General features: G+C 57.8%; 16 protein-coding genes and 2 tRNA genes. 10 read left to right on the top strand and 8 right to left on the bottom strand.

Annotated features, from left to right (window positions below; genetic code table 11):
* Positions 1 to 160 precede the first annotated feature (160 nt).
* Complete coding sequence (mnmG, locus tag VFQ24_05235; protein ID HET9177744.1) at positions 161 to 2,173, bottom strand: tRNA uridine-5-carboxymethylaminomethyl(34) synthesis enzyme MnmG; 2,013 nt, start codon at positions 2,171 to 2,173, stop codon at positions 161 to 163.
* A 230-nt stretch (positions 2,174 to 2,403) separates the two neighbouring features.
* On the opposite strand from mnmG, the gene VFQ24_05230 reads away from it, so the two are divergent.
* The 6 genes from VFQ24_05230 (at position 2,404) to VFQ24_05205 (ending at position 9,806) form a co-directional block, all read left to right on the top strand.
* The gene (locus VFQ24_05230; GenBank protein HET9177743.1) at positions 2,404 to 2,964 is read left to right on the top strand and encodes a hypothetical protein; all 561 of its coding nucleotides are present in this window, start codon (positions 2,404 to 2,406) and stop codon (positions 2,962 to 2,964) included.
* Between the two features lie 522 nt (positions 2,965 to 3,486).
* Entirely contained in the window at positions 3,487 to 4,194 is a 708-nt protein-coding gene (locus tag VFQ24_05225) for a DUF2231 domain-containing protein (GenBank protein ID HET9177742.1), read from the top strand.
* A gap of 796 nt (positions 4,195 to 4,990) precedes the next feature.
* Entirely contained in the window at positions 4,991 to 5,890 is a 900-nt protein-coding gene (locus VFQ24_05220) for a TIM barrel protein (protein HET9177741.1), read from the top strand.
* A gap of 429 nt (positions 5,891 to 6,319) precedes the next feature.
* Complete coding sequence (locus VFQ24_05215) at positions 6,320 to 6,913, top strand: c-type cytochrome (GenBank protein HET9177740.1); 594 nt, start codon at positions 6,320 to 6,322, stop codon at positions 6,911 to 6,913.
* A 103-nt stretch (positions 6,914 to 7,016) separates the two neighbouring features.
* On the top strand, positions 7,017 to 8,039 hold the full coding sequence (locus VFQ24_05210; protein ID HET9177739.1) for a DUF1080 domain-containing protein: 1,023 nt from the start codon (positions 7,017 to 7,019) through the stop codon (positions 8,037 to 8,039).
* A gap of 39 nt (positions 8,040 to 8,078) precedes the next feature.
* Positions 8,079 to 9,806, top strand: coding sequence for a PQQ-binding-like beta-propeller repeat protein (locus VFQ24_05205; protein ID HET9177738.1), 1,728 nt, complete (start codon positions 8,079 to 8,081; stop codon positions 9,804 to 9,806).
* Positions 9,807 to 9,945: 139 nt separating this feature from the next.
* On the opposite strand, the gene VFQ24_05200 is transcribed toward VFQ24_05205, so the two are convergent.
* The 5 genes from VFQ24_05200 to VFQ24_05180 form a co-directional block, all read right to left on the bottom strand.
* Positions 9,946 to 10,020, bottom strand: a tRNA-Cys gene (locus VFQ24_05200).
* Positions 10,021 to 10,027: 7 nt separating this feature from the next.
* A tRNA-Gly gene (locus VFQ24_05195) sits at positions 10,028 to 10,102 on the bottom strand.
* A gap of 127 nt (positions 10,103 to 10,229) precedes the next feature.
* The gene (locus VFQ24_05190; protein ID HET9177737.1) at positions 10,230 to 11,099 is read right to left on the bottom strand and encodes a metallophosphoesterase; all 870 of its coding nucleotides are present in this window, start codon (positions 11,097 to 11,099) and stop codon (positions 10,230 to 10,232) included.
* Positions 11,100 to 11,250: 151 nt separating this feature from the next.
* On the bottom strand, positions 11,251 to 12,057 hold the full coding sequence (locus VFQ24_05185) for an inositol monophosphatase family protein (GenBank protein HET9177736.1): 807 nt from the start codon (positions 12,055 to 12,057) through the stop codon (positions 11,251 to 11,253).
* Between the two features lie 69 nt (positions 12,058 to 12,126).
* Positions 12,127 to 12,822 carry a molybdenum cofactor biosynthesis protein MoaE gene (locus VFQ24_05180; protein ID HET9177735.1) on the bottom strand — a complete coding sequence of 232 codons (696 nt, stop codon included), beginning with the start codon at positions 12,820 to 12,822 and terminating at the stop codon, positions 12,127 to 12,129.
* Positions 12,823 to 13,047: 225 nt separating this feature from the next.
* On the opposite strand from VFQ24_05180, the gene VFQ24_05175 reads away from it, so the two are divergent.
* Positions 13,048 to 13,458, top strand: a complete 411-nt coding sequence (locus tag VFQ24_05175; GenBank protein ID HET9177734.1) for a hypothetical protein — start codon at positions 13,048 to 13,050, stop codon at positions 13,456 to 13,458.
* Positions 13,459 to 13,603: 145 nt separating this feature from the next.
* Here the strand turns inward: VFQ24_05175 and VFQ24_05170 are convergent, their stop codons facing one another.
* On the bottom strand, positions 13,604 to 14,671 hold the full coding sequence (locus VFQ24_05170) for an agmatine deiminase family protein (GenBank protein HET9177733.1): 1,068 nt from the start codon (positions 14,669 to 14,671) through the stop codon (positions 13,604 to 13,606).
* Positions 14,671 to 15,588 (bottom strand): carbon-nitrogen hydrolase, encoded by a 918-nt coding sequence (locus VFQ24_05165; protein ID HET9177732.1) that lies wholly within the window; start codon positions 15,586 to 15,588, stop codon positions 14,671 to 14,673. Before VFQ24_05165 ends, VFQ24_05170 begins: the two co-directional genes overlap by 1 nt.
* A gap of 205 nt (positions 15,589 to 15,793) precedes the next feature.
* Between VFQ24_05165 and VFQ24_05160 the strand changes: the two genes are divergently transcribed.
* The 3 genes from VFQ24_05160 to VFQ24_05150 all read left to right on the top strand — a co-directional run bounded on the left by VFQ24_05160 (position 15,794) and on the right by VFQ24_05150 (position 17,889).
* Positions 15,794 to 16,600 (top strand): VTT domain-containing protein, encoded by an 807-nt coding sequence (locus tag VFQ24_05160; GenBank protein HET9177731.1) that lies wholly within the window; start codon positions 15,794 to 15,796, stop codon positions 16,598 to 16,600.
* Between the two features lie 33 nt (positions 16,601 to 16,633).
* A complete protein-coding gene (locus tag VFQ24_05155) occupies positions 16,634 to 16,774 on the top strand; it encodes a hypothetical protein (protein ID HET9177730.1) in 141 nt (46 codons plus the stop codon).
* Positions 16,775 to 17,232: 458 nt separating this feature from the next.
* The gene (locus VFQ24_05150; protein ID HET9177729.1) at positions 17,233 to 17,889 is read left to right on the top strand and encodes a DUF1080 domain-containing protein; all 657 of its coding nucleotides are present in this window, start codon (positions 17,233 to 17,235) and stop codon (positions 17,887 to 17,889) included.
* Positions 17,890 to 17,916: the final 27 nt, after the last annotated feature.

Raw genomic sequence — 17,916 nt, 5'->3', positions numbered from 1 at the left:
TTTTCCCGACATTCCGATTTTCTTACAATTACCAGAGGCCGTCAAACGCGTTACACAGACTGGCACTACCCCGCCGCAGCATGCTGCCTCAATCAAAGCCATAATGGCTGAACGGCGAACACTATGCTGCGGCTGCTTCATGGCACCGGCTTGCTTGCCGCTATGCCTGGGTTTGTTCCGCGCCGCGGCGCTGGAAGATCTCGATATAGACGTTGACCAGCGAAACGGCCGCGGGCGTGACGCCGGGAATGCGCAGCGCCTGGCCGAGCGTGAGCGGGCGGACGCGGGTGAACTTTTCCACCACTTCACGCGACAGGCCGGAGATCCTGCCATAATCGAACCCGTCCGGTATGCGGCGCTGTTCCGCGCGCTTCATGTGTTCGATGTGCTTTTCCTGCTGGGCGAGATAGCCTTCATACTTGAGGTCGGTCTCAATGCGGCGAGCTTCCTCGCGTGCCATCAATGACGCCGGCCCGTCGCCGTTGCAGGTCGAGATGGACTCGTTGCCGGCCCGGCGCAGGCCCGCGTCAATCCATTCCATCAAATCGTCGATGTTCAGTTCCGGACGCCTCAGCAGTTGCGCGCCAGTGAGCGGTGCAGGGCCGGCGAATTGACCGTTGGACATCAGGCCGAGCCGCGTGTAAATTTCGCCGCCTGTTTTTGACTGTGGGTCGAGCCGGGTTTCCAGCAGCAGGCGCGTGGCGGCGGAAATCCGCTGCTGTTTGCGGAGAAAATCGTCGTAAACATTCTGTTTGATGGTGCCGGCCTGGTAGCCGATGGGCATCAGGCGCTCGTCGGCATTGTCGATGCGCAGATGCAGACGAAACTCGGCGCGCGAGGTGAACATGCGGTAAGGTTCATCGACGCCCTTGTTGACCAGGTCATCGATCAAAATCCCCGTATAGCCCTGCGTGCGCCCGATCACCAGCGGCTCGCGGCACTGGACGCGCAGCCCGGCGTTGATGCCCGCCATGATGCCCTGGCAGGCGGCCTCCTCGTACCCGGTGGTGCCATTGATCTGCCCGGCCAGAAACAGGTCCTGGATCTTCTTGGTTTCGAGCCACGGCCGGAGTTCCGTCGGCTGGATCATGTCATACTCGATGGCGTAGCCCGGCCTGATCATCTCCGCGTTTTCCAGCCCCGGAATCGACTTCACCATGGCCGCCTGAACATCAATGGGCATGGAGGTTGACATGCCGTTTACGTAGATTTCGTTGGTGTCCAGGCCTTCGGGTTCCAGGAAAAGCTGGTGGTGCGGCTTGTCCGGAAACTTCACAATCTTGTCTTCAATCGACGGGCAATAGCGAGGGCCGATGCCCTTGATCTGCCCGGAATAAAGCGGCGAGCGGTGGATGTTATCCCGGATTACGCGATGGGTTTCGTCATTGGTGAAGGCAATCCAGCAGACGGTTTGTTCCTGGGTGATGGCGTGAGTGCGGAAGCTGAAGGGCGTGGGCACAGGATCGCCGGGCTGCACCTTAAATTGTGAAAAATCGATGGTGCGGCGATCGAGGCGCGGCGGCGTTCCGGTCTTCAGGCGGCCCACATCAAAACCCATGCGCCGCAACGCTTCGCCGAGCATCACGGCCGGCGGCTCGCCCGAGCGCCCGGCCGCGTATCTCTGTTCGCCGCAATGGATGAGGCCGTTCAGAAAAGTTCCGGTGGTGACCACCACGGCGCCGGCTTCGATGGTCCGACCATCGCGCAGCAGCACAGCGCGAACGCGCTGGCGCGGCGTGCCGCCATCGGCCTCGGGCGGCGCGGAGTGCAAATCTTCCAGCACCAGGTCAATGACTTCTGCCTGCTTGATGCGCAGGTTCGGCTCCTGCTCAAGCACCTGGCGCATTTTGACGCGGTAAAGCTTTTTGTCGGCCTGGGCGCGCGGCGACCAGACGGCCGGGCCGCGGCTGGTGTTTAGCAGACGGAACTGGATGCCCACGGCGTCAATCACTTCGCCCATCACGCCGCCGAGCGCGTCCACTTCGCGCACCAGGTGGCCCTTGGCAATGCCGCCCACGGCAGGATTGCACGACATCTGACAGATGAGATCGAGGTTGATGGTGCAGAGCGCGGTCTTCAGGCCCATGCGCGCCGCGGCCATGGCAGCTTCCGCGCCGGCGTGTCCCGCGCCCACAACGACCACATCGTACTTTTCGGTAAAAGTAGAAAGCATTGCCCCAAATTCCCCGGAGGTTTAGTGAACTATTTTAGCAGGATGTCAGAAGGTATTCAGCCCCGCTCGTGCACCTGGTGGTGGCTCAGTTTGGTTGCCACTTTGTGGCACGGCCATGCTGGCCATGTTTTACTTAACCGAACCGGGGGTGAGACTCTCGTACCGCAAACCTTGCATTTGCACCCCCAGGGTGCCAAATCTGGCTCCAAAGAAGAAAGAGATGTTGCCCCATGAAAGCGCTTCGCGGAAAGCGATGCGGATCTGGGCGACTCTTCGGTCCGTTTATTGACCCTCTAATGTTTTCAATGAGATCGGCAGCTTCGTTTTCCGGTTCGTTCCGGTTCGTTTTTTCCACAGCTACGTGTTTTCAACAACTTCTCCGCTTTGTTTTCCGGTTCGTTCCGGTTTGTTTTTGGACTATTTCTGTTTGTTTTCAGCAACTTCTCCGCTTCGTTTTTCAAAAAACGTGTTTTTTTGTCCCATTTGCCTTAAAACCAGCGCGAAAAATGGCTTTTGGGGACTGCAAAAATCGCTCCTTATCGACACGCATTCGTCGCCCGCCGCCGCAAAAACCGCCGGGCCAAGCATTGATCGTGCGCTACAAACACCGCGCTTCATTCTCTGATCCTGCACCGCAGCCTTCGCTGTTTAACCTGGCTGGTTTTGCCCGCCTCTCGGCAAGACGCGCACCGGCCCCGCGCCTTGCCAGGATGCAACCTATTCAGGCTATCACGCTAGCCGACAAAAGTCAAACAAATTCGCGCGATGGTGATGTCAAGCTGCTTGTGTAAAAAGGCGGAGGGTGGGGTCTGGCCATTCCAACCTTTCGTTGTAGCCGTTGAAGATGGCATAGATGGTGCGATCCACGCTGCCACGTTGACAAAACAGACCATGGGCCGGGTGCGGCGCTGCACCCGCCCCCGCGGTCCAGTACCCGCGCCAGGTCCGAATCCGGCACGTAAGCATCAGCCCTCTCTGTTGGGCCAACCGGGACCGGGCTGATGGCCTCAGCCGGCCCGAACCGGCCGCGGAAGGCTGAGGTCCTCGCGCAAACCGGCTCAATCAGTCCTTGTGCTAGACTGTGGGCGTGCTTGTGGGTGGTTGCATTCAGGCCCCAGGCAAACCGCTGCCGCCGGTGCCGATGAGATGGCACGCAATCTTCTCAGATTTCAGGTACTGTGTTCCAGGAACCGGAAATCGGCCTTAATCCTAAACCCGACGAGCAGACCCGGGGCGTGCTTCCTAACCCACGCTTTGTGCGGCAGACGGGAAGCGTGCCTCTGCAGTAAAATGCATGTTTTTCAGGGGTGAGTGTGTTTCTTAATTTTGGGACCAACGGCACGCCGATCGCTAGCTTGCTTCCCGGCTGGGATTCGGCGCTCAATCATCACACCGCGTTTATCCATTTTCCAATCGCGTTTTGGCTTGCGGCTTTACTTTTTGAAATCGTTGCGGTCTGGCGGCGCAGCGAGCCTATTCATCGCGCCTCCGTGTGGCTCCTCTGGCTTGGCACGATCGCCGTCACTTTTGCCGTGGCCACGGGCCTTGATGCTGGAAGCAAGGTCCCAAGCGGCGTCGGAAACATTCTCCATACCCACAAGGAACTGATGCTGACCAGCTACCTTCTCGCCGTTGGACTTTCGGCGTGGGCGTACTTCTCGGGTACGCAAGAGAAGAGGTTGGCTCTGCTGGCCGGATTGCTCATCCTCTCCGTATTTATGGTTCTTGGAACTGATCGTGGAGCAGAGATGGTCAGCCGGTACGGATTCGGGGTGAACGGCGCGATCCGGCGAGCGCCCGGACCAGTGGCGGAAAAACCGGCGGCCTCGGCGGCAAACCTTCAGTACGTCGGTTCCAAATCATGCGAGCCGTGCCATGCCTCGATCTATTCGCGCTGGAAACGGACGCCGATGGCCAACGTGGTGCGTGATGCGAAGGAATATCCGGACGCCATCCTTGCGGATTTCTCAAACGCACCCTCGTATATCAATTTCGGTCAGGATCAGATCGCCTTCGTCTAAGGAAGCATTTGGAAACAGAATTATTTCACCAAAGTGGGCGGGGAGTATTATCCTCTGCCGGGAAAATGGGACATCAAGCATCGCAAGTGGGTCCCCTATCTTGTGAAGTAGGACTGGTGGGCGCAATATTATCCGGCCGATGACCGCGAACGTCCGACTGGGCCGACGTGCAACGGCTGCCACTCCGTCAATTACAATATTCAGACGCGGGAAGTTACCGAATGGAACGTAGGTTGTGAGGACTGCCATGGGCCGGGCAGCGCGCACGTCAAGCATCCCAGGGCGGGCGACATCGTCAATCCGGCTCCCGTGCGCTTTTCCCAATGGTATTCTCCCTGGCGAGCGAAGTAGTACTGGCAGGGGCAGTTGATCCGCAGGTCCGGAACTCCGGTCGGCCCGAGGGCCGCCACACAGAACACAATCCGTGACTGGAATTCAACGGGCCGGGCGGAACTTTCAACTTATTTCTTTGTGGGTTGAAAAGGTGCCGTAAAAGATTGGAGGCGCGGGGGAGAATCGAACTCCCGCATAAAGGTTTTGCAGACCTTGTCATTCGGCCGGGTATCCCATCGTATTTCAGGAGGATAGCTTTCCGTTATCGGCATTCCCTTCTGTAGACGCGGTTGCTGTTGCTGAAGCAGCCAACCCAACTCAATGAAGGGAGGACCCAGATCAACGGCATTAAATACTCGCTGATTTTACGGGGTGATTGCGGTGAGATCGGGTTCTCAAAGTGGTTTTGACTTCTCTGAGCAAAAATGCAAGTGGCGGGTTTGAAAAAAAGGAGGGTGTGAATATGAGGTTCTGTGATTTTCAGCGCGGCTTTTTCGGCATGAGCCGCCGCGATTTTTTGTTCGGCACGACCGCGACTGTGGCCGCGTCCGCCTTGAGCCGCCTGGCGCTGGCGCAAGACTCCGCAACTCTCGCCAAGCTCGCTCGCATCAGTCTACTGACCAACGATTTCTCGGACACTCTGCCGGAAATTTGGGATCGAAGCAAATCGGTGGCACCGAAAAAGCTGGACATGATGGATCTCCCTGACGCGGTCGCAGACCATCTCCACCTCCACAATCTGGAGGTGTGCAACATCAATCTGCTCTCGATGGGGCCTTCGTATATCGGGGAATTCAAAGAGCGGCTGCACAAGGCCAAGTCGAGGGTGGTGGACCTGATCGTGGAACTCGACCCGCCCGCAACAGCCTATCGGGGCTATATCAGCGTCTGTTCTCCCAATCCTGAAATTCGCGCTCATGCAATCGGAGAGACGAAGAAGTGGATCGATATTGCGGCAGTGCTTGGGTCTCCCAGTATCATGCCCAATCAAGGGGTCCGCTACTTACTAGAAGACCTGGCGCCATGCATCGAGGGACTAAAAGCCCTGGTCGAATACGGAAAGCCGAAAGGTGTCGCTGTCATTCTGGAACCTCGTGGAGAGCGGCTGGACCAGTTGGTGGATCTCATAAGAGGCAGTGGGGCTCACTCCAATCCCCAGATCGCAACGGCAGATGGGTTGCGGCTTCTGTATCCGCTCGCGATTACCGTCCAGCACGTTAACCTCCGGTCCAACCTCGCAACCGCGATCCCGCTTTCGAAGGAAATGGGTTTTAAAGGCTGGTTCTCGATCGAGACCGACGGCGGCCCTGATCCATGGGCCCCGATTCAAAAGGTGATCAGCGCGTTGCTTCTATACCTGTAGCCCGACAGGGTCCGCGCGCATCCTGCTGCTCACGCGGACCTTTTTTCGGTTTTGTCTGGAGACCACGAGGATTGAACTTGCCGGTCAAATCATGTAGCGGATTCGCGACTTCCAATGTATGCTTCCGAAGGAAAAGCAAACGAAACTCATGGGCAGTGCTAAAAACTGCGCCTTTCCGGAACTGGGCCAGATTCCGATGAGCGCCGCCAGCACATGCAGGAGCAAAACATAGCGATGCATCACTTGAGATACAGATGGAGAAGGCTTTTGACCGTAGGCCCGATCGTTGGTCTTGCCTTTGCTTTAGCCAGCCATGCCCAGTCTGTGTCCAAAGAACAAGGGAGAGCGACGTTTCAAAGAACTTGTAGCCCTTGCCATCGCACCAGTCGTATCACATCTCACCGGCTAAGCCACGCCGGGTGGGAAAACGTGGTTGACAATATGATTTCGCGAGGAGCGAAGGCAACGCCAGAGGAGCAGGAACAGATCGTGGGTTATCTCACCGCGAATTTCGGCATCGGCACGCCAGCGCCTAAAAAGGCCGCGTCGGGAGAAGGTTCGGCTCCCGCAAAGGCGCCACCGGTGCCGGCCCTGGATGATTCTCAAATAGCGCGGGCCAAACAGCTTATTAAATCCAATGACTGCCTGTCCTGTCATCAAATGGATGGCCAAGGATCATTTGCAGGCCCCTATTTAGGCGATGTAGGCGCAAACAACAGTGCCAAGCAGATACGCGCCTCGCTGGTCTCTCCGAGCGAAGAACTAGCGCCGCAAAATCGTTCGGTTCGGCTGGTGACTCTCGATGGGAACACGGTAGTTGGAAAGCTGCTCAATCAAGATGGATTCACCGTTCAGCTTATCGACGCGCCCGGTCATCTTCTGTCTTTCCAAAAGGCAGATCTGCGGGAGTTCACGATTATTACCGCAAACTCGATGCCCTCTTACGCCAATAAATTGACGCCTCAAGATCTTTCTCTTCTTGTCAAGTATTTGGAGACCTTGAGGGGCACAAGTCAGCAATAATAGAGGCATTTGTGGGGTGAACCCCTGCAGTGCGGCAACCAAGCCCAGATACGGACTGATGGTACCGAGTCAGGATGTACTAGCAGATGGGAGATGGCAAAAGATGAGTATAGCTAGATCGCTCTTCGTGCTGTTGGCGCTTTTTGCGATGCTCGCTCTGGCGCCAACCGCTCTTCTGGCCGCGGATCAGGACTTCAATGGCCAGTGGGATATTCAGGTGCACGCCAAACCCGCCGCCTTTGTGCAGTTCACTACGACGGCCGCATGGTGGCTGGATATCACCGGTGCGGGAACGCCCCATCTGAAGATCCAATTCGTGGGGTCTCCGGACGGCGGTCTGGACGATATAACCGTCGCAAAAATCCAGAACGGGGTACTGCACTTCACCTGGAAAGCCAAAGCGCGTTTCGGGCACACTCCGGGTCCGAACGAGTATGCCGAATATGAGGTGAGCTTTGCCCGCGGGCTCCTGCAGGGTACGATGACGAGTCCCGCGACAACTCCTGCGACCCACCTGACTTTCACTGGGTATCCCTCAGCCAAAATTGATGAACACGATGACGGTTCCTGGGTGGCGGGTAAGCCGATCAAGTTATTTAACGGTAAGGACCTCGAGGGATGGACGGGCGTCAATTCCCCCAAGATGAAGGGTTGGTCCGTAGAGAATGGCCTTCTGGAGTGCGCGGATAGCTCGGACGATCTGATCACAGTCAAGAAATTCTGGAACTTTAAACTGCATGTCGAATACAAATTTCCGGTCGGTAAACGGAGCAACAATGGTATCGGCTTGCGCGGCCGCTATGAGTTTCAGATCGCGTCGGATTATGGAACTCCTCCGGGCATGCACGGCACCGGTGCGCTCTACACGAGAATTTTACCGAGAGTGAACGCGGCCAGGCCCGCGGGTGAGTGGAACAACGTCGATATCCGCCTGGTTGGCCGCGAAATCACTGCGGTCCTGAATGGGCAGACTCTCTACAAGAGGGCAGTTATCGTCGGCCTGAACGGCATTGCCATTGATGCGTTCGAAGGTCGGTCAGGTCCGATCGAGTTGCAGGGTGATGAGACCGCCGCGGAGTTCCGGAACCTCGTACTGGTGCCCCTTGCCAAGCGCGGCGGCAAGTAGAGGAGTTGATGGTTAGGCCCATTTTGCAGGGAGAGGGATATGAAGCTAAGCGTGTTGCTGATGTTTGTCTTAGTGACGGGGCCCTTGAAGGCGCAAGTTACTTTCGACCGGCTACTTCACTCCAAACAGGAACCTCAAAATTGGCTCACCTACGGTGGAACGTATGCAAGCGACCGCTACAGCCTCTTGACGCAAATCAACCGGGAGAATGTCAAGAATCTGCAGCTAAAGTGGGTCTGGCGGCCCACCACCACGCCCGCTGACGAGAAGATGGAGTGCACTCCAATTGTTGTGAACGGCGTGTTGTATGCCACGAGCCTGACGTCAGTGGTGGCGCTCGATGCTGCTACGGGCCGGCGCTACTGGGAGTTCACGCGTTCGTTTAATCCGGACGACTTCCCCGGGCAACGCATGTACATGGTCAACAAGGGAGTGGCGATCGAGGGGAACACGCTATTTTGGACGACGGGGTGGGACGATCATCTGCTCGCCATTGATGCCAGAACCGGTCACCTGAAATGGGAAGTTAAGGTCGACGATTGGAATAAAGGCTACCAGTTGAACATGCCGCCCCTGGTGGTAAAGGACGAGCTCATCGTCGGACCTGCGACCGACGATATGGGTGCAAATTGCTTTATCGCTGCTTTTAACATTCACACCGGGAAGTTAATCTGGAAAACCTACACAAGTCCGAATTCCGCAGATGATCCCGCCGCCAAGACGTGGGCGGGCGACACCTGGAAACACGGCGGCGCCCCGGTCTGGAACGAAGGTTCTTACGATCCTGAGACGAACTTGGTGTTCTACGGCACCGGCAATCCGAATCCGGTCTCGAACGGCGATCAGCGATCGCCCGGCAGCAAATTCGACAATCTCTACTCCGATTGCGTCATTGCGTTCGATGCCGATACGGGGAAGATCAGGTGGTATTTCCAATTCACGCCAGGCGATGAGTACGACTATGATGCCACCCAGATCCCCGTATTAGCGGATATCAGCTGGCAGGGCGAAAAGCGTAAGGTTATGCTCTGGGCCAATCGCAATGGCTTCTTCTATGTCCTCGACCGGGGGACCGGCAAATTCCTTATGGGCACAGCTTTCACGAAGCTGAATTGGGCGAAAGGCCTCGATAGGAATGGCCGGCCGATTCGAGATCCAAAGCATTGGCCGAAACCTATGGGCGGAACTCTCGTGTGGCCAGGCTCGCAAGGGGGAACCAATTATTATCCCCCATCTTACGATCCGCAAACAGGGCTATTCTATGTATCGACCTGGCAAAACTACGAAGGTTTTTCGGACAAACGGCCCGTTCTTCCATGGAAGCAAATGCACATGTATACCGGAGACGGTTGGTGGCCCGGGTTTGGGCAATCGTCACCCCCGGCTAACTGGCCGCCCCCTCCTCCCCGGCCGCACGTCCCGGCTATGTCATTGCGCGGGAATGCCGAATACAAGACCCCGGCCGAAGGCTATGGCTCCATCCTCGCCCTCGATCCGCAGACTGGAGAAAAAAAGTGGGAGTTCAAGATGGTCAACTACACCGAGTCCGGCGTGCTCTCCACTGCTGGCGGAGTAGTGTTCGGGGGAGGGAAGGACGGCATCTTTGTCGCACTTGATGCGGAAACGGGCAAGCCGCTGTGGCATGTGAACGTGGGCGACACTGCGGAAGGAATGGGGAGTGGCCCTATGAGTTACGCGGTACATGGGAAACAATACATCATAACGACAGCCGCCGACACAATGTATGCATTCGCTCTGCCAGATTAGGCCGATAGCGTAACGCCGCAACTTGGCGGGCCATTATATCCGCCAAGTTCCGCTTCGAGCTGATCTACCCAGCCAGGTCGCAGTGAACTCTGCTATCAAGCGTAATCTACCGATACGGCCTTCAATGCCTCGAAAAATCTGGAGGCGCGGGGGAGAATCGAACTCCCGCATAAAGGTTTTGCAGACCTCTCCCTTACCACTTGGGTACCGCGCCGGAAGATTGGAGCGGGAAACGGGATTCGAACCCGCGACTTCGACCTTGGCAAGGTCGCACTCTACCACTGAGTTATTCCCGCTTTTAATCGGACACGCTCAACTTACCAAAAAATTATAGAAAGCGTCAGGCGGCCATGTCAAGCAAGACAGCCGTCTGGCCTGCCGCCATTGCAGGGCCGAAGCACGGACCTGCAAAACAAGCCTGAATCAGGATACCTCGTGCGTTCTTGTGGGATTGCCGGCGCGCAGGTTGAGGCAGGCGATTTCCGGAGGGCAGTTGACCCTGAGGGGAACCAGCACCTTGCCGATCCCGCGGCTGACGTAGATTTGCGTGCCGTCCAGCCGGTTCCATCCGGCGATGAATCTCTTGCCCAGTTTGGACCTGGTATAAAGGCCGCCCACCACGGGCAAACGGACCTGTCCGCCGTGAGTATGGCCGGAAAGGACCAGGTCGATGTGTTGTTCCGCGGCCATGTGAATTCCGACCGGATTGTGGCACAGCAGGATTTTGGGATCGTGCGGCGGGACGTGCCGCATGGCGGCCTCGAGGTCGTCGGCGCTCCACCAGTGGTCGTCAACGCCGAGCATCCAGAGGCGGTCGCGCCGGGAGGCGAGCGCAAAGTGGGAGTTGCGCAAGACGTGGATGTGCTGGGCTTCGAGGGCCCTGGTCATTTCGTCGGCGTCTACCTGAAAGTCGTGATTGCCAAGAACGGCGAAAACTCCGAGCCTGGCCCGCAGTTGCCCCAGCACCTGGGCAACCGGCCGGATGTAATGGGGAGAAAACGTCACATAATCTCCGGTGAGCGCGATCAGGTCGGGCTGGAGCTGATTGGCCATTCTCACAGCGCGTTCGACGTCTTCAAGGGGCGTATAGAGGCTGTGGTGGATGTCGGTGAGCTGAACAATCTTCAGACCGTCATAGCCTGCGCCAAGCCGGCGGACGTGGATGTCTATCTCTGTGATTTCCGGATCGGGCGAAGCCGGCGGCGGGGAAAGTGGTGGGTGGTCCGAGAGCGAGAGCGTGATGATCCCTCGGCGGCGCCTTGCCAGACGCCTTGATACCAGGTGTGTTCTCATAATGCTTCCCGACGCAATTAATCGGTGATGACCTAGTTTCGTTCCGTGGCACGGCCATCCTGGCCCCGCCCAGGCGGGAGCAAGAAGCCCATGCGAGAATTCATCTGAGTTACTACCAATTAATCAAAGGCCTCAAAGGCCCCAGCAAAAATCAGCCCTGGCTGCACTTGACATTTCCGTGCTCTTCCAGGACCTCCGAAAATACTTCCAACAAGCCCTCATGGACCAACCCGTTCGACGCGCAAATCTCGTCCCGATGCAACGAGAAAGGGCCGCCCGAGAGATCGCTGACCCGGCCGCCAGCTTCGGCAACCAGTAAAGAACCGGCCGCCTTGTCCCAGGGATTCAGTTTCAGCTCCCAAAAACCTTCAAAGCGTCCCGCAGCCACCGAGCACAGGTCCAGCGCCGCGGCGCCCGCCCGTCGAATTCCGTGAGAAAGCTGGGTGAGCCTGAAGAACAATTGAATGTTCAGATCGTGATTGGAAGCGAAGGGCGGAAAGCCCGTGCCCAGGAGGCTTTCAGCAAGATCTGCAGTGTGCGAAACCGTTATCCGCCTGCCGTTCAGCGTGGCGCCGGCGCCGCGCTCGGCCGCAAACATCTCTTCGCGGTTCGGATCGTAAACTACGCCGGCAATCACTTCATCGCGGTAAGCCAGCGCCAGGGTGACGCAATAAACCGGGAACCCGTGGGCAAAATTGGTTGTGCCGTCCAGCGGATCAACGTACCAGCAGTATTCAGAGCCGGTGTCCTTGCCGCCGCTTTCCTCTGCGACGATCGAGTGGCCCGGAAAGTGGCCCCGAAGGCGCTCGAGAATCATGGCCTCGGAACGCCGGTCGGCCTCCGTCACGATGTCTGACTTGCGTTTGTAAGAGATCTCGTGCGGCTGGCCGGCAAGTTGAGCGAGCAACGCGCCCGATTCGCGGGCGATTTCGAGTGCAACGTCGAGGTAATTATCCATAATGAGTGAGACCTTCGATTTAAAGCCAATCCTCTCGTATCAGAAAACAGCAGGAATATCGGCGCTCCGTCAGCCTCGTGCCCCTGCCAGCACGCGGGTCTGTCCCTCGCCCTCTGCCCATACCGAGCCGTCTTCAAAATACTCCTTTTTCCATACCGGCACTACTATTTTCAGGCGGTCAATGAGGTACTGGCAGGCTTCGAACGCCGGCCGCCGATGCGCCGCCGTCACCACGATGGCGACGCTCGTTTCGCCGATTTCCAGCTTTCCTGTGCGATGGACGATGCCGATGGAGTGGATGTTGAATTTCTGCCTGGCTTCCGACCCAATCTCCTGCATTTTGCGGACGGCCATCGGCTCGTAAGCTTCGTACTCCAGATAAAGAGTATTTCGCCGGTTTGAATGGTTGCGGACAATGCCCTCAAAAGTGACCACCGCGCCGTCGGAAGGGCTGTGGAGTGAGTTTGCGAAGTCGGAGGTTGAGATTTTTTCGCCGGTGATGCGATAGCAACTATCGTCCATCCCGCCGCTGACCGGAGGCATGAAAGCAACTTCGTCGCCTTCGTGCAGCACCGCCAGGGGCCCTGCGATCTGCTGGTTAACCGCGAAAAGAAGAGAGCCGGCCAGTTCGCCTATGCGCGGGAACCGATTTTCGTAAAGGCGACGCAGCCCCTGGAGCGTTTCACCCTCTCCAAGTTCCACCTGCTCTTCCCGAAGCCCCGTTAAATCGTGTATGAATCCGAAAAATAAGACGTTTACTTTCATCAAACACTCAGCACGCACTACTAGTATACACCCTATGGGAAATTACTGCAGGGATTGGGTATACGAATGTAGCCAAAAACAAAGTTTACGATGAGACATCTACGCTAGGATTAATGGAGCACGTGGCGAAGGCGGTTCAAAATCGCGAAACTCGAAATCGAATCCTCCGGCCAGCAGCCGCCTGTGCTCACGCGCCATCCCGCCAGGAAGCGCCGAGGGCCGGGAATGAGCGAGACGAAAACCCTGCCCATTGCTGAAGCTATACTGAGAGCCATTATGGCGAAGATTCTGATCAGTGGAAGCGACTGGACCTCGCGGGCGCTGCTGCGCGCCCAGTTGATTGAAGAAGGCTTTGAGGTGGAAGCTTGCGAAGCCGTGCAAGAAGTGGTCCGTCTCCCATGGGCCAGCAAAACGATGCCTGCGCTGGTGGTAGCGGACCTGTTCGAGAGCGCGCATCCGGCGGAAGATGCCGTGTTGCTCTCGCGATGGGCGAAACTGGCCCCGATCTGGGTCCTGGCTGGGCACGGCAGCGCTGAAGCCGAATCGCTCGACGGCAGGGGCTTTGAAAGGGTTTTCTACCGCCCGCTCGATGTTGGGAAGCTGGTGCAGCAGATTAGAGAGCGGCTGCGGGGGTGAAGGTAAAGCGTGAGCGCCGCCGCATTCACGGCAGGCCCTGCGCACTTCTGACCCCCCAATCCTTAATGCAGAGCGCAAAGAGATACTTCCCGGCATTGACGGGAAACGCTCCGCGGGCCACAGAGGACACGAAGGCGGCTACGGCTCAATCCACAGCCGGCTGCTGCTGGGTGAGGCAGTGAAGGGTCCCGAGGCCCCAGACCAGATCGACGGAGTGGATGCCGATCACCGGCCGGTCCGTGAACAGTTCGGCCAGCGTTCCGAGGGCGATGCGGTCCTTCGGATCGTTAAAGGTGGGCGCCAGCACCGCCGCATTGGCAATATAAAAATTTGCGTAGCTTGCCGGCAGGCGCTGGCCTTCGAAGTGGAGCGGGGCGGGCATGGGAAGCGCAACCACCTCGATCCTGCTGCCATCCTCCAGGCGCATTCCTTCCAGCCGCTCGCGATTTTCCTGCAGCACGGCGTTATTGGGGTCGGCGGGATTTTCCTCGCAGCAGAGAACAACCGTCTTCGCATTGACAAAGCGGCACACATCGTCCACGTGGCCGTGAGTGTCGTCACCCGCGATGCCGCGCCCGAGCCACAGAATGTTCTGCACGCCCAGATTCTGTCGCAGGGCGGCCTCAATTCCGCCTTTGCCGAGGCCGGGATTCCGCACCTGAACCTCCGGATCGAGCAGGCACTCTTCCGTGGTCAAAAGGGTGCCCTGGCCGTTGACGTCGATGGCGCCGCCTTCCAGCACAAAGTCACGGCCCGCGATGCCGGCCTGAATCAGGGGCAGCTTGAGCGCGCGGGCCACGCGGCCGGGTATGGCATCATCTTTGCGCCAGTCGGGATATTTGGCCCAGGCGTTGAAGCGGAAACGGACGATTGCGATCTCTCCACGCGGTGCGGTTTTCTTCAGGAAAATAGGACCGAAATCTCGTGTCCAGCCGCGATCTGTGGGGAAGCGGAAAAATTCCACGCAGGCGAGATCGGCGCCCGCGCGCAGGAGGACCTTCCGGGCGTGTGATTCGTGGACCTTCGATCGGACCAGGATGCGAACAATTTCTCCGGGCGTGAGTTTGCGGACGATCTCACTGTAGACCCACGGAATGGGCGTGAACCGCCCCGGCCAGTCCGTAACATTATGTGGCCAGCCGATCCAGGTGGCCTCGTGAGGCTCCCATTCCGCGGGAAGACGATATCCGAGCGATTGGGGCGTGGCGGTCACTATTTTGTTTTGCCCCTTCCCGGCTTCCCGAGAAACCTGTGGCCGATGCCGTGGTAGGCGTCAATGCGGCGGTCGCGGAGAAAGGGCCAGTTGCGGCGAACGTCCTCAAGGTGCTTGAGATCGACTTCGGCGACGAGGACTTCTTCCCGGTCCGGCGAACCTTCGGCGACCACGACCCCTTGGGGGTCAGCGACAAACGAGGATCCCCAGAATTCGATGCCCGCGCCCTCGCCGGTGTTCTCATGCCCGATGCGATTCGCCACTGCCACGTACACACCGTTGGCAATGGCGTGGCCGCGCTGGATGGTTTTCCAGGCATCGAGTTGGGCCGCGCCGTAGCGCTCCTTCTCGTGGGGATGCCAGCCGATGGCGGTGGGATAGAAGATGACGTTGGCTCCTTCGAGCGCCACCAGACGCGCAGCTTCAGGAAACCATTGGTCCCAGCAGATGAGTGGCGCGACCGGACCCACGTTGGTATTGATAGCGCGGAATCCCAGATCGCCAGGCGTGAAATAGAACTTCTCGTAGTAGCCGGGATCGTCGGGGATGTGCATCTTGCGATAAATCCCGGCGACTCTGCCGTCGCTGCCGATGACAGCCACGCTGTTGTGATAAACGCCGGCCGCCCGGCGCTCAAAAATGGGAGCGACCACTGCCAGGCGGGCTTTCCGCGCCACCGGACCGAGGGCCGTGGTGATGGGGCCGGGGATGGGTTCGGCCAGGTCAAAGACGCTTGCATCTTCGCGCTGGCAAAAATAGTTGGAAGCAAAGAGCTCCGGAAGGCAGACGACAGCCGCGCCCTTCTTGGCCGCCTCATGGATGCCCTTGATGGCCCGACGAAGGTTCTTGCCGGGGTCGGCGCCGCACGCCATCTGGACCAAGCCTACTTTAAATCGGCTTTTTGCTGCTTTCGACATCGCCCAACAGGATACATGAGTCCTGATCTTCCTCCAAGGTTCTCATCCGCGAAACAAAGTTGTACCCTGATGCCTGGCAGCTTCATCCAAAAAGAAGCTGCGCCATGTCGGGCGGGGGTCAAGCATCAACTGCCTGTTCTTCACGCTGAAAGTGGGAGAGAATAGTTTTATACATCGCTGTTAAGGGCCTGGAAAGTGTTCCCGAATGGATGAGACGATTCGATTTCTTCTGCACCACGGTTACGTGGTGCTCGTCGCCTGGGTGTTTGCCGAGCAGATGGGGCTGCCGGTCCCGTCCATGGCCGGACTGCTGGCCGCCGGGGCCCTGGCTGGCAGCGGGGACTTGAAGCTTGGCCTGGTGGTCCTTTTCCCCACATTAGGGGCGCTCCTGGCGGACGTGATCTGGTATGAGCTTGGCAAGTACCGGGGCGCAAAAGTTCTGAACCTCCTTTGCAGAATTTCTCTGGAGCCGGATTCCTGCATCAGAAATACGGAAAACCGGTTTGCCCGGAGTGGCGCCAAAGCCCTGATGATAGCGAAATTTGTTCCCGGGCTCAGCACGGCAGCGCCTCCGCTCGCCGGCATGTTTGGAATGCGCTTTACACGCTTCCTGGTTTTCGACGGGGCAGGCGCCCTGTTTTATAACGGCGTGTTTATCTTTTTTGGCTACGCGTTCAGCCATCAACTGGAGAAGGTGGCGCAAATTGCGCTGGGACTCGGCGCGGGGCTTCTGGTGCTGGCGGCGGGTAGCCTGTTCCTCTACATCGCCTGGAAATACTTTCAGCGGCAGCGGTTCCTCCGCACGCTGCGGGTGCGCCGCATTACTCCGGAAGAATTGAAACAAAGAATTGATGCCGGCGAGGATGTCGCGGTTGTCGATCTGCGGCACTCGATGGACTTTGAGGCCGATCCGAACTCGATTCCAGGTGCTTATGCGCTGCCGTCAGAGGAACTTGAGAAGCGCTACCGGGAAATCCCTACCGACCGTGAGATTATCCTTTACTGCACTTGACCGAACGAGGCGACCAGCGCCCGTGTGGCGCTGATGCTGAAGCGCCGCGGTATTACGCGCGTGCGTCCGCTGGCCGGAGGGCTGCCAGCCTGGAAGGGGAAAGGATATCCTCTGGAGGTCCGGCAGATGACTCCAAAAGCCACCGCCATAGAGCAGACCGCCGAGACCGCCTAACCTTGCGTCCGGACAGGTTTGGAAGCGCGAATCGCAGTGGCGCCCAACCCAGATGCAGCCGCCCTGGCTGCGCAGAGAGCCTCTCATGGCCTACTGCCGCATTTCTCTGGGTCCGCTTGGGGTCTCGCTCTCCATCGTGCTTTCCGCTTTAACCCAAACGACGTTCTCCATATTCTTCAAACGGCCTTCAGCTAAGCAGCGTTATTTCACCTTCGCACGATTTTCATTAGCTTGGATTTGCTTGGACTATCCTTGACGCAAAGGGGTTCCGCGAAAAACGACGGGCTTTGTGAAGGGTGCGACTTTGGTGCTCCCTGCGGACCGCGTCGGGCATGAGATCGTTCTCGTATCGAAAAAAACCGGAACCAAACTCAAGAAATTCTTCCCTTAAGAATAATGGTTGTGATAGGTTTGCAGGTTGATTTTGCAGGTAACGCTAACCAGAGGTCATCAAAAAGATGAAGCGAACACGTGTGATTGGATGCGGATTAGTACTGGCGTGCATGCTGGGCACGGCTTGGGGAGTAAGGACCTACGCCGCCCCCCAGAGCGCGGGCAAGTGGACGCCGCTATTTAACGGGAAGAATTTGGACGGCTGGCAAGCATTTGGGACGGAGAGATGGGTAGCCGATCATGGAACGATTTTGGGCGAAAGCGTCACCGATAAGTACGGCTACCTGATGACCAGGAAAGACTACAAGAACTTCGAGATCAGACTGAAATTTAATTGCACATCGGAAGGGAACAGTGGGCTCTTCTTCCACTCGAAGATTACGGGCGAGAACCCCAAATCTGGACCGGATATCGAGGGCCTTCAGGCGGAGATCGATCCCGCGCGTCACACCGGCGGAATCTACGAGAGCGGCGGGCGCGGCTGGGTGGCCCTTCCCACGGATGAAGGCGAAAAGGCGATTAAGCCGGTTGGCCAATGGAACAGCATGGACACTCTCGTTGAAGGAAACCACATTGTGACCCGCCTGAACGGTGTGAAAATTGTGGATTATACGTATGAGCCGGCAAAGTACACAGACGGGCAAATCGGTTTGCAGATTCACACTGGCATGCACGGATTCAAAATCCGGTTTAAGGATATTGAAATCCGGACGCTTCCCTAACCGAAAGGGTCCCGCTGGATGCGGTAC

This window comes from Terriglobia bacterium (genome assembly GCA_035712365.1).
Classification (GTDB): Bacteria; Acidobacteriota; Terriglobia; order UBA7540; family UBA7540; genus SCRD01.
This window is presented reverse-complemented; position numbering and strand designations above follow the sequence as displayed.

Coding starts and splice junctions, on each gene's coding strand:
- mnmG (HET9177744.1), bottom strand. CDS start 2,173: ATGCTTTCTACTTTTACCGAAAAGTACGATGTGGTCGTTGTGGGCGCG.
- VFQ24_05205 (HET9177738.1), top strand. CDS start 8,079: ATGAAGCTAAGCGTGTTGCTGATGTTTGTCTTAGTGACGGGGCCCTTG.
- VFQ24_05230 (HET9177743.1), top strand. CDS start 2,404: ATGAAAGCGCTTCGCGGAAAGCGATGCGGATCTGGGCGACTCTTCGGT.
- VFQ24_05155 (HET9177730.1), top strand. CDS start 16,634: ATGCTGAAGCGCCGCGGTATTACGCGCGTGCGTCCGCTGGCCGGAGGG.
- VFQ24_05160 (HET9177731.1), top strand. CDS start 15,794: ATGGATGAGACGATTCGATTTCTTCTGCACCACGGTTACGTGGTGCTC.
- VFQ24_05210 (HET9177739.1), top strand. CDS start 7,017: ATGAGTATAGCTAGATCGCTCTTCGTGCTGTTGGCGCTTTTTGCGATG.
- VFQ24_05165 (HET9177732.1), bottom strand. CDS start 15,588: ATGTCGAAAGCAGCAAAAAGCCGATTTAAAGTAGGCTTGGTCCAGATG.
- VFQ24_05185 (HET9177736.1), bottom strand. CDS start 12,057: ATGGATAATTACCTCGACGTTGCACTCGAAATCGCCCGCGAATCGGGC.
- VFQ24_05150 (HET9177729.1), top strand. CDS start 17,233: ATGAAGCGAACACGTGTGATTGGATGCGGATTAGTACTGGCGTGCATG.
- VFQ24_05220 (HET9177741.1), top strand. CDS start 4,991: ATGAGGTTCTGTGATTTTCAGCGCGGCTTTTTCGGCATGAGCCGCCGC.
- VFQ24_05190 (HET9177737.1), bottom strand. CDS start 11,099: ATGAGAACACACCTGGTATCAAGGCGTCTGGCAAGGCGCCGCCGAGGG.
- VFQ24_05180 (HET9177735.1), bottom strand. CDS start 12,822: ATGAAAGTAAACGTCTTATTTTTCGGATTCATACACGATTTAACGGGG.
- VFQ24_05175 (HET9177734.1), top strand. CDS start 13,048: ATGAGCGAGACGAAAACCCTGCCCATTGCTGAAGCTATACTGAGAGCC.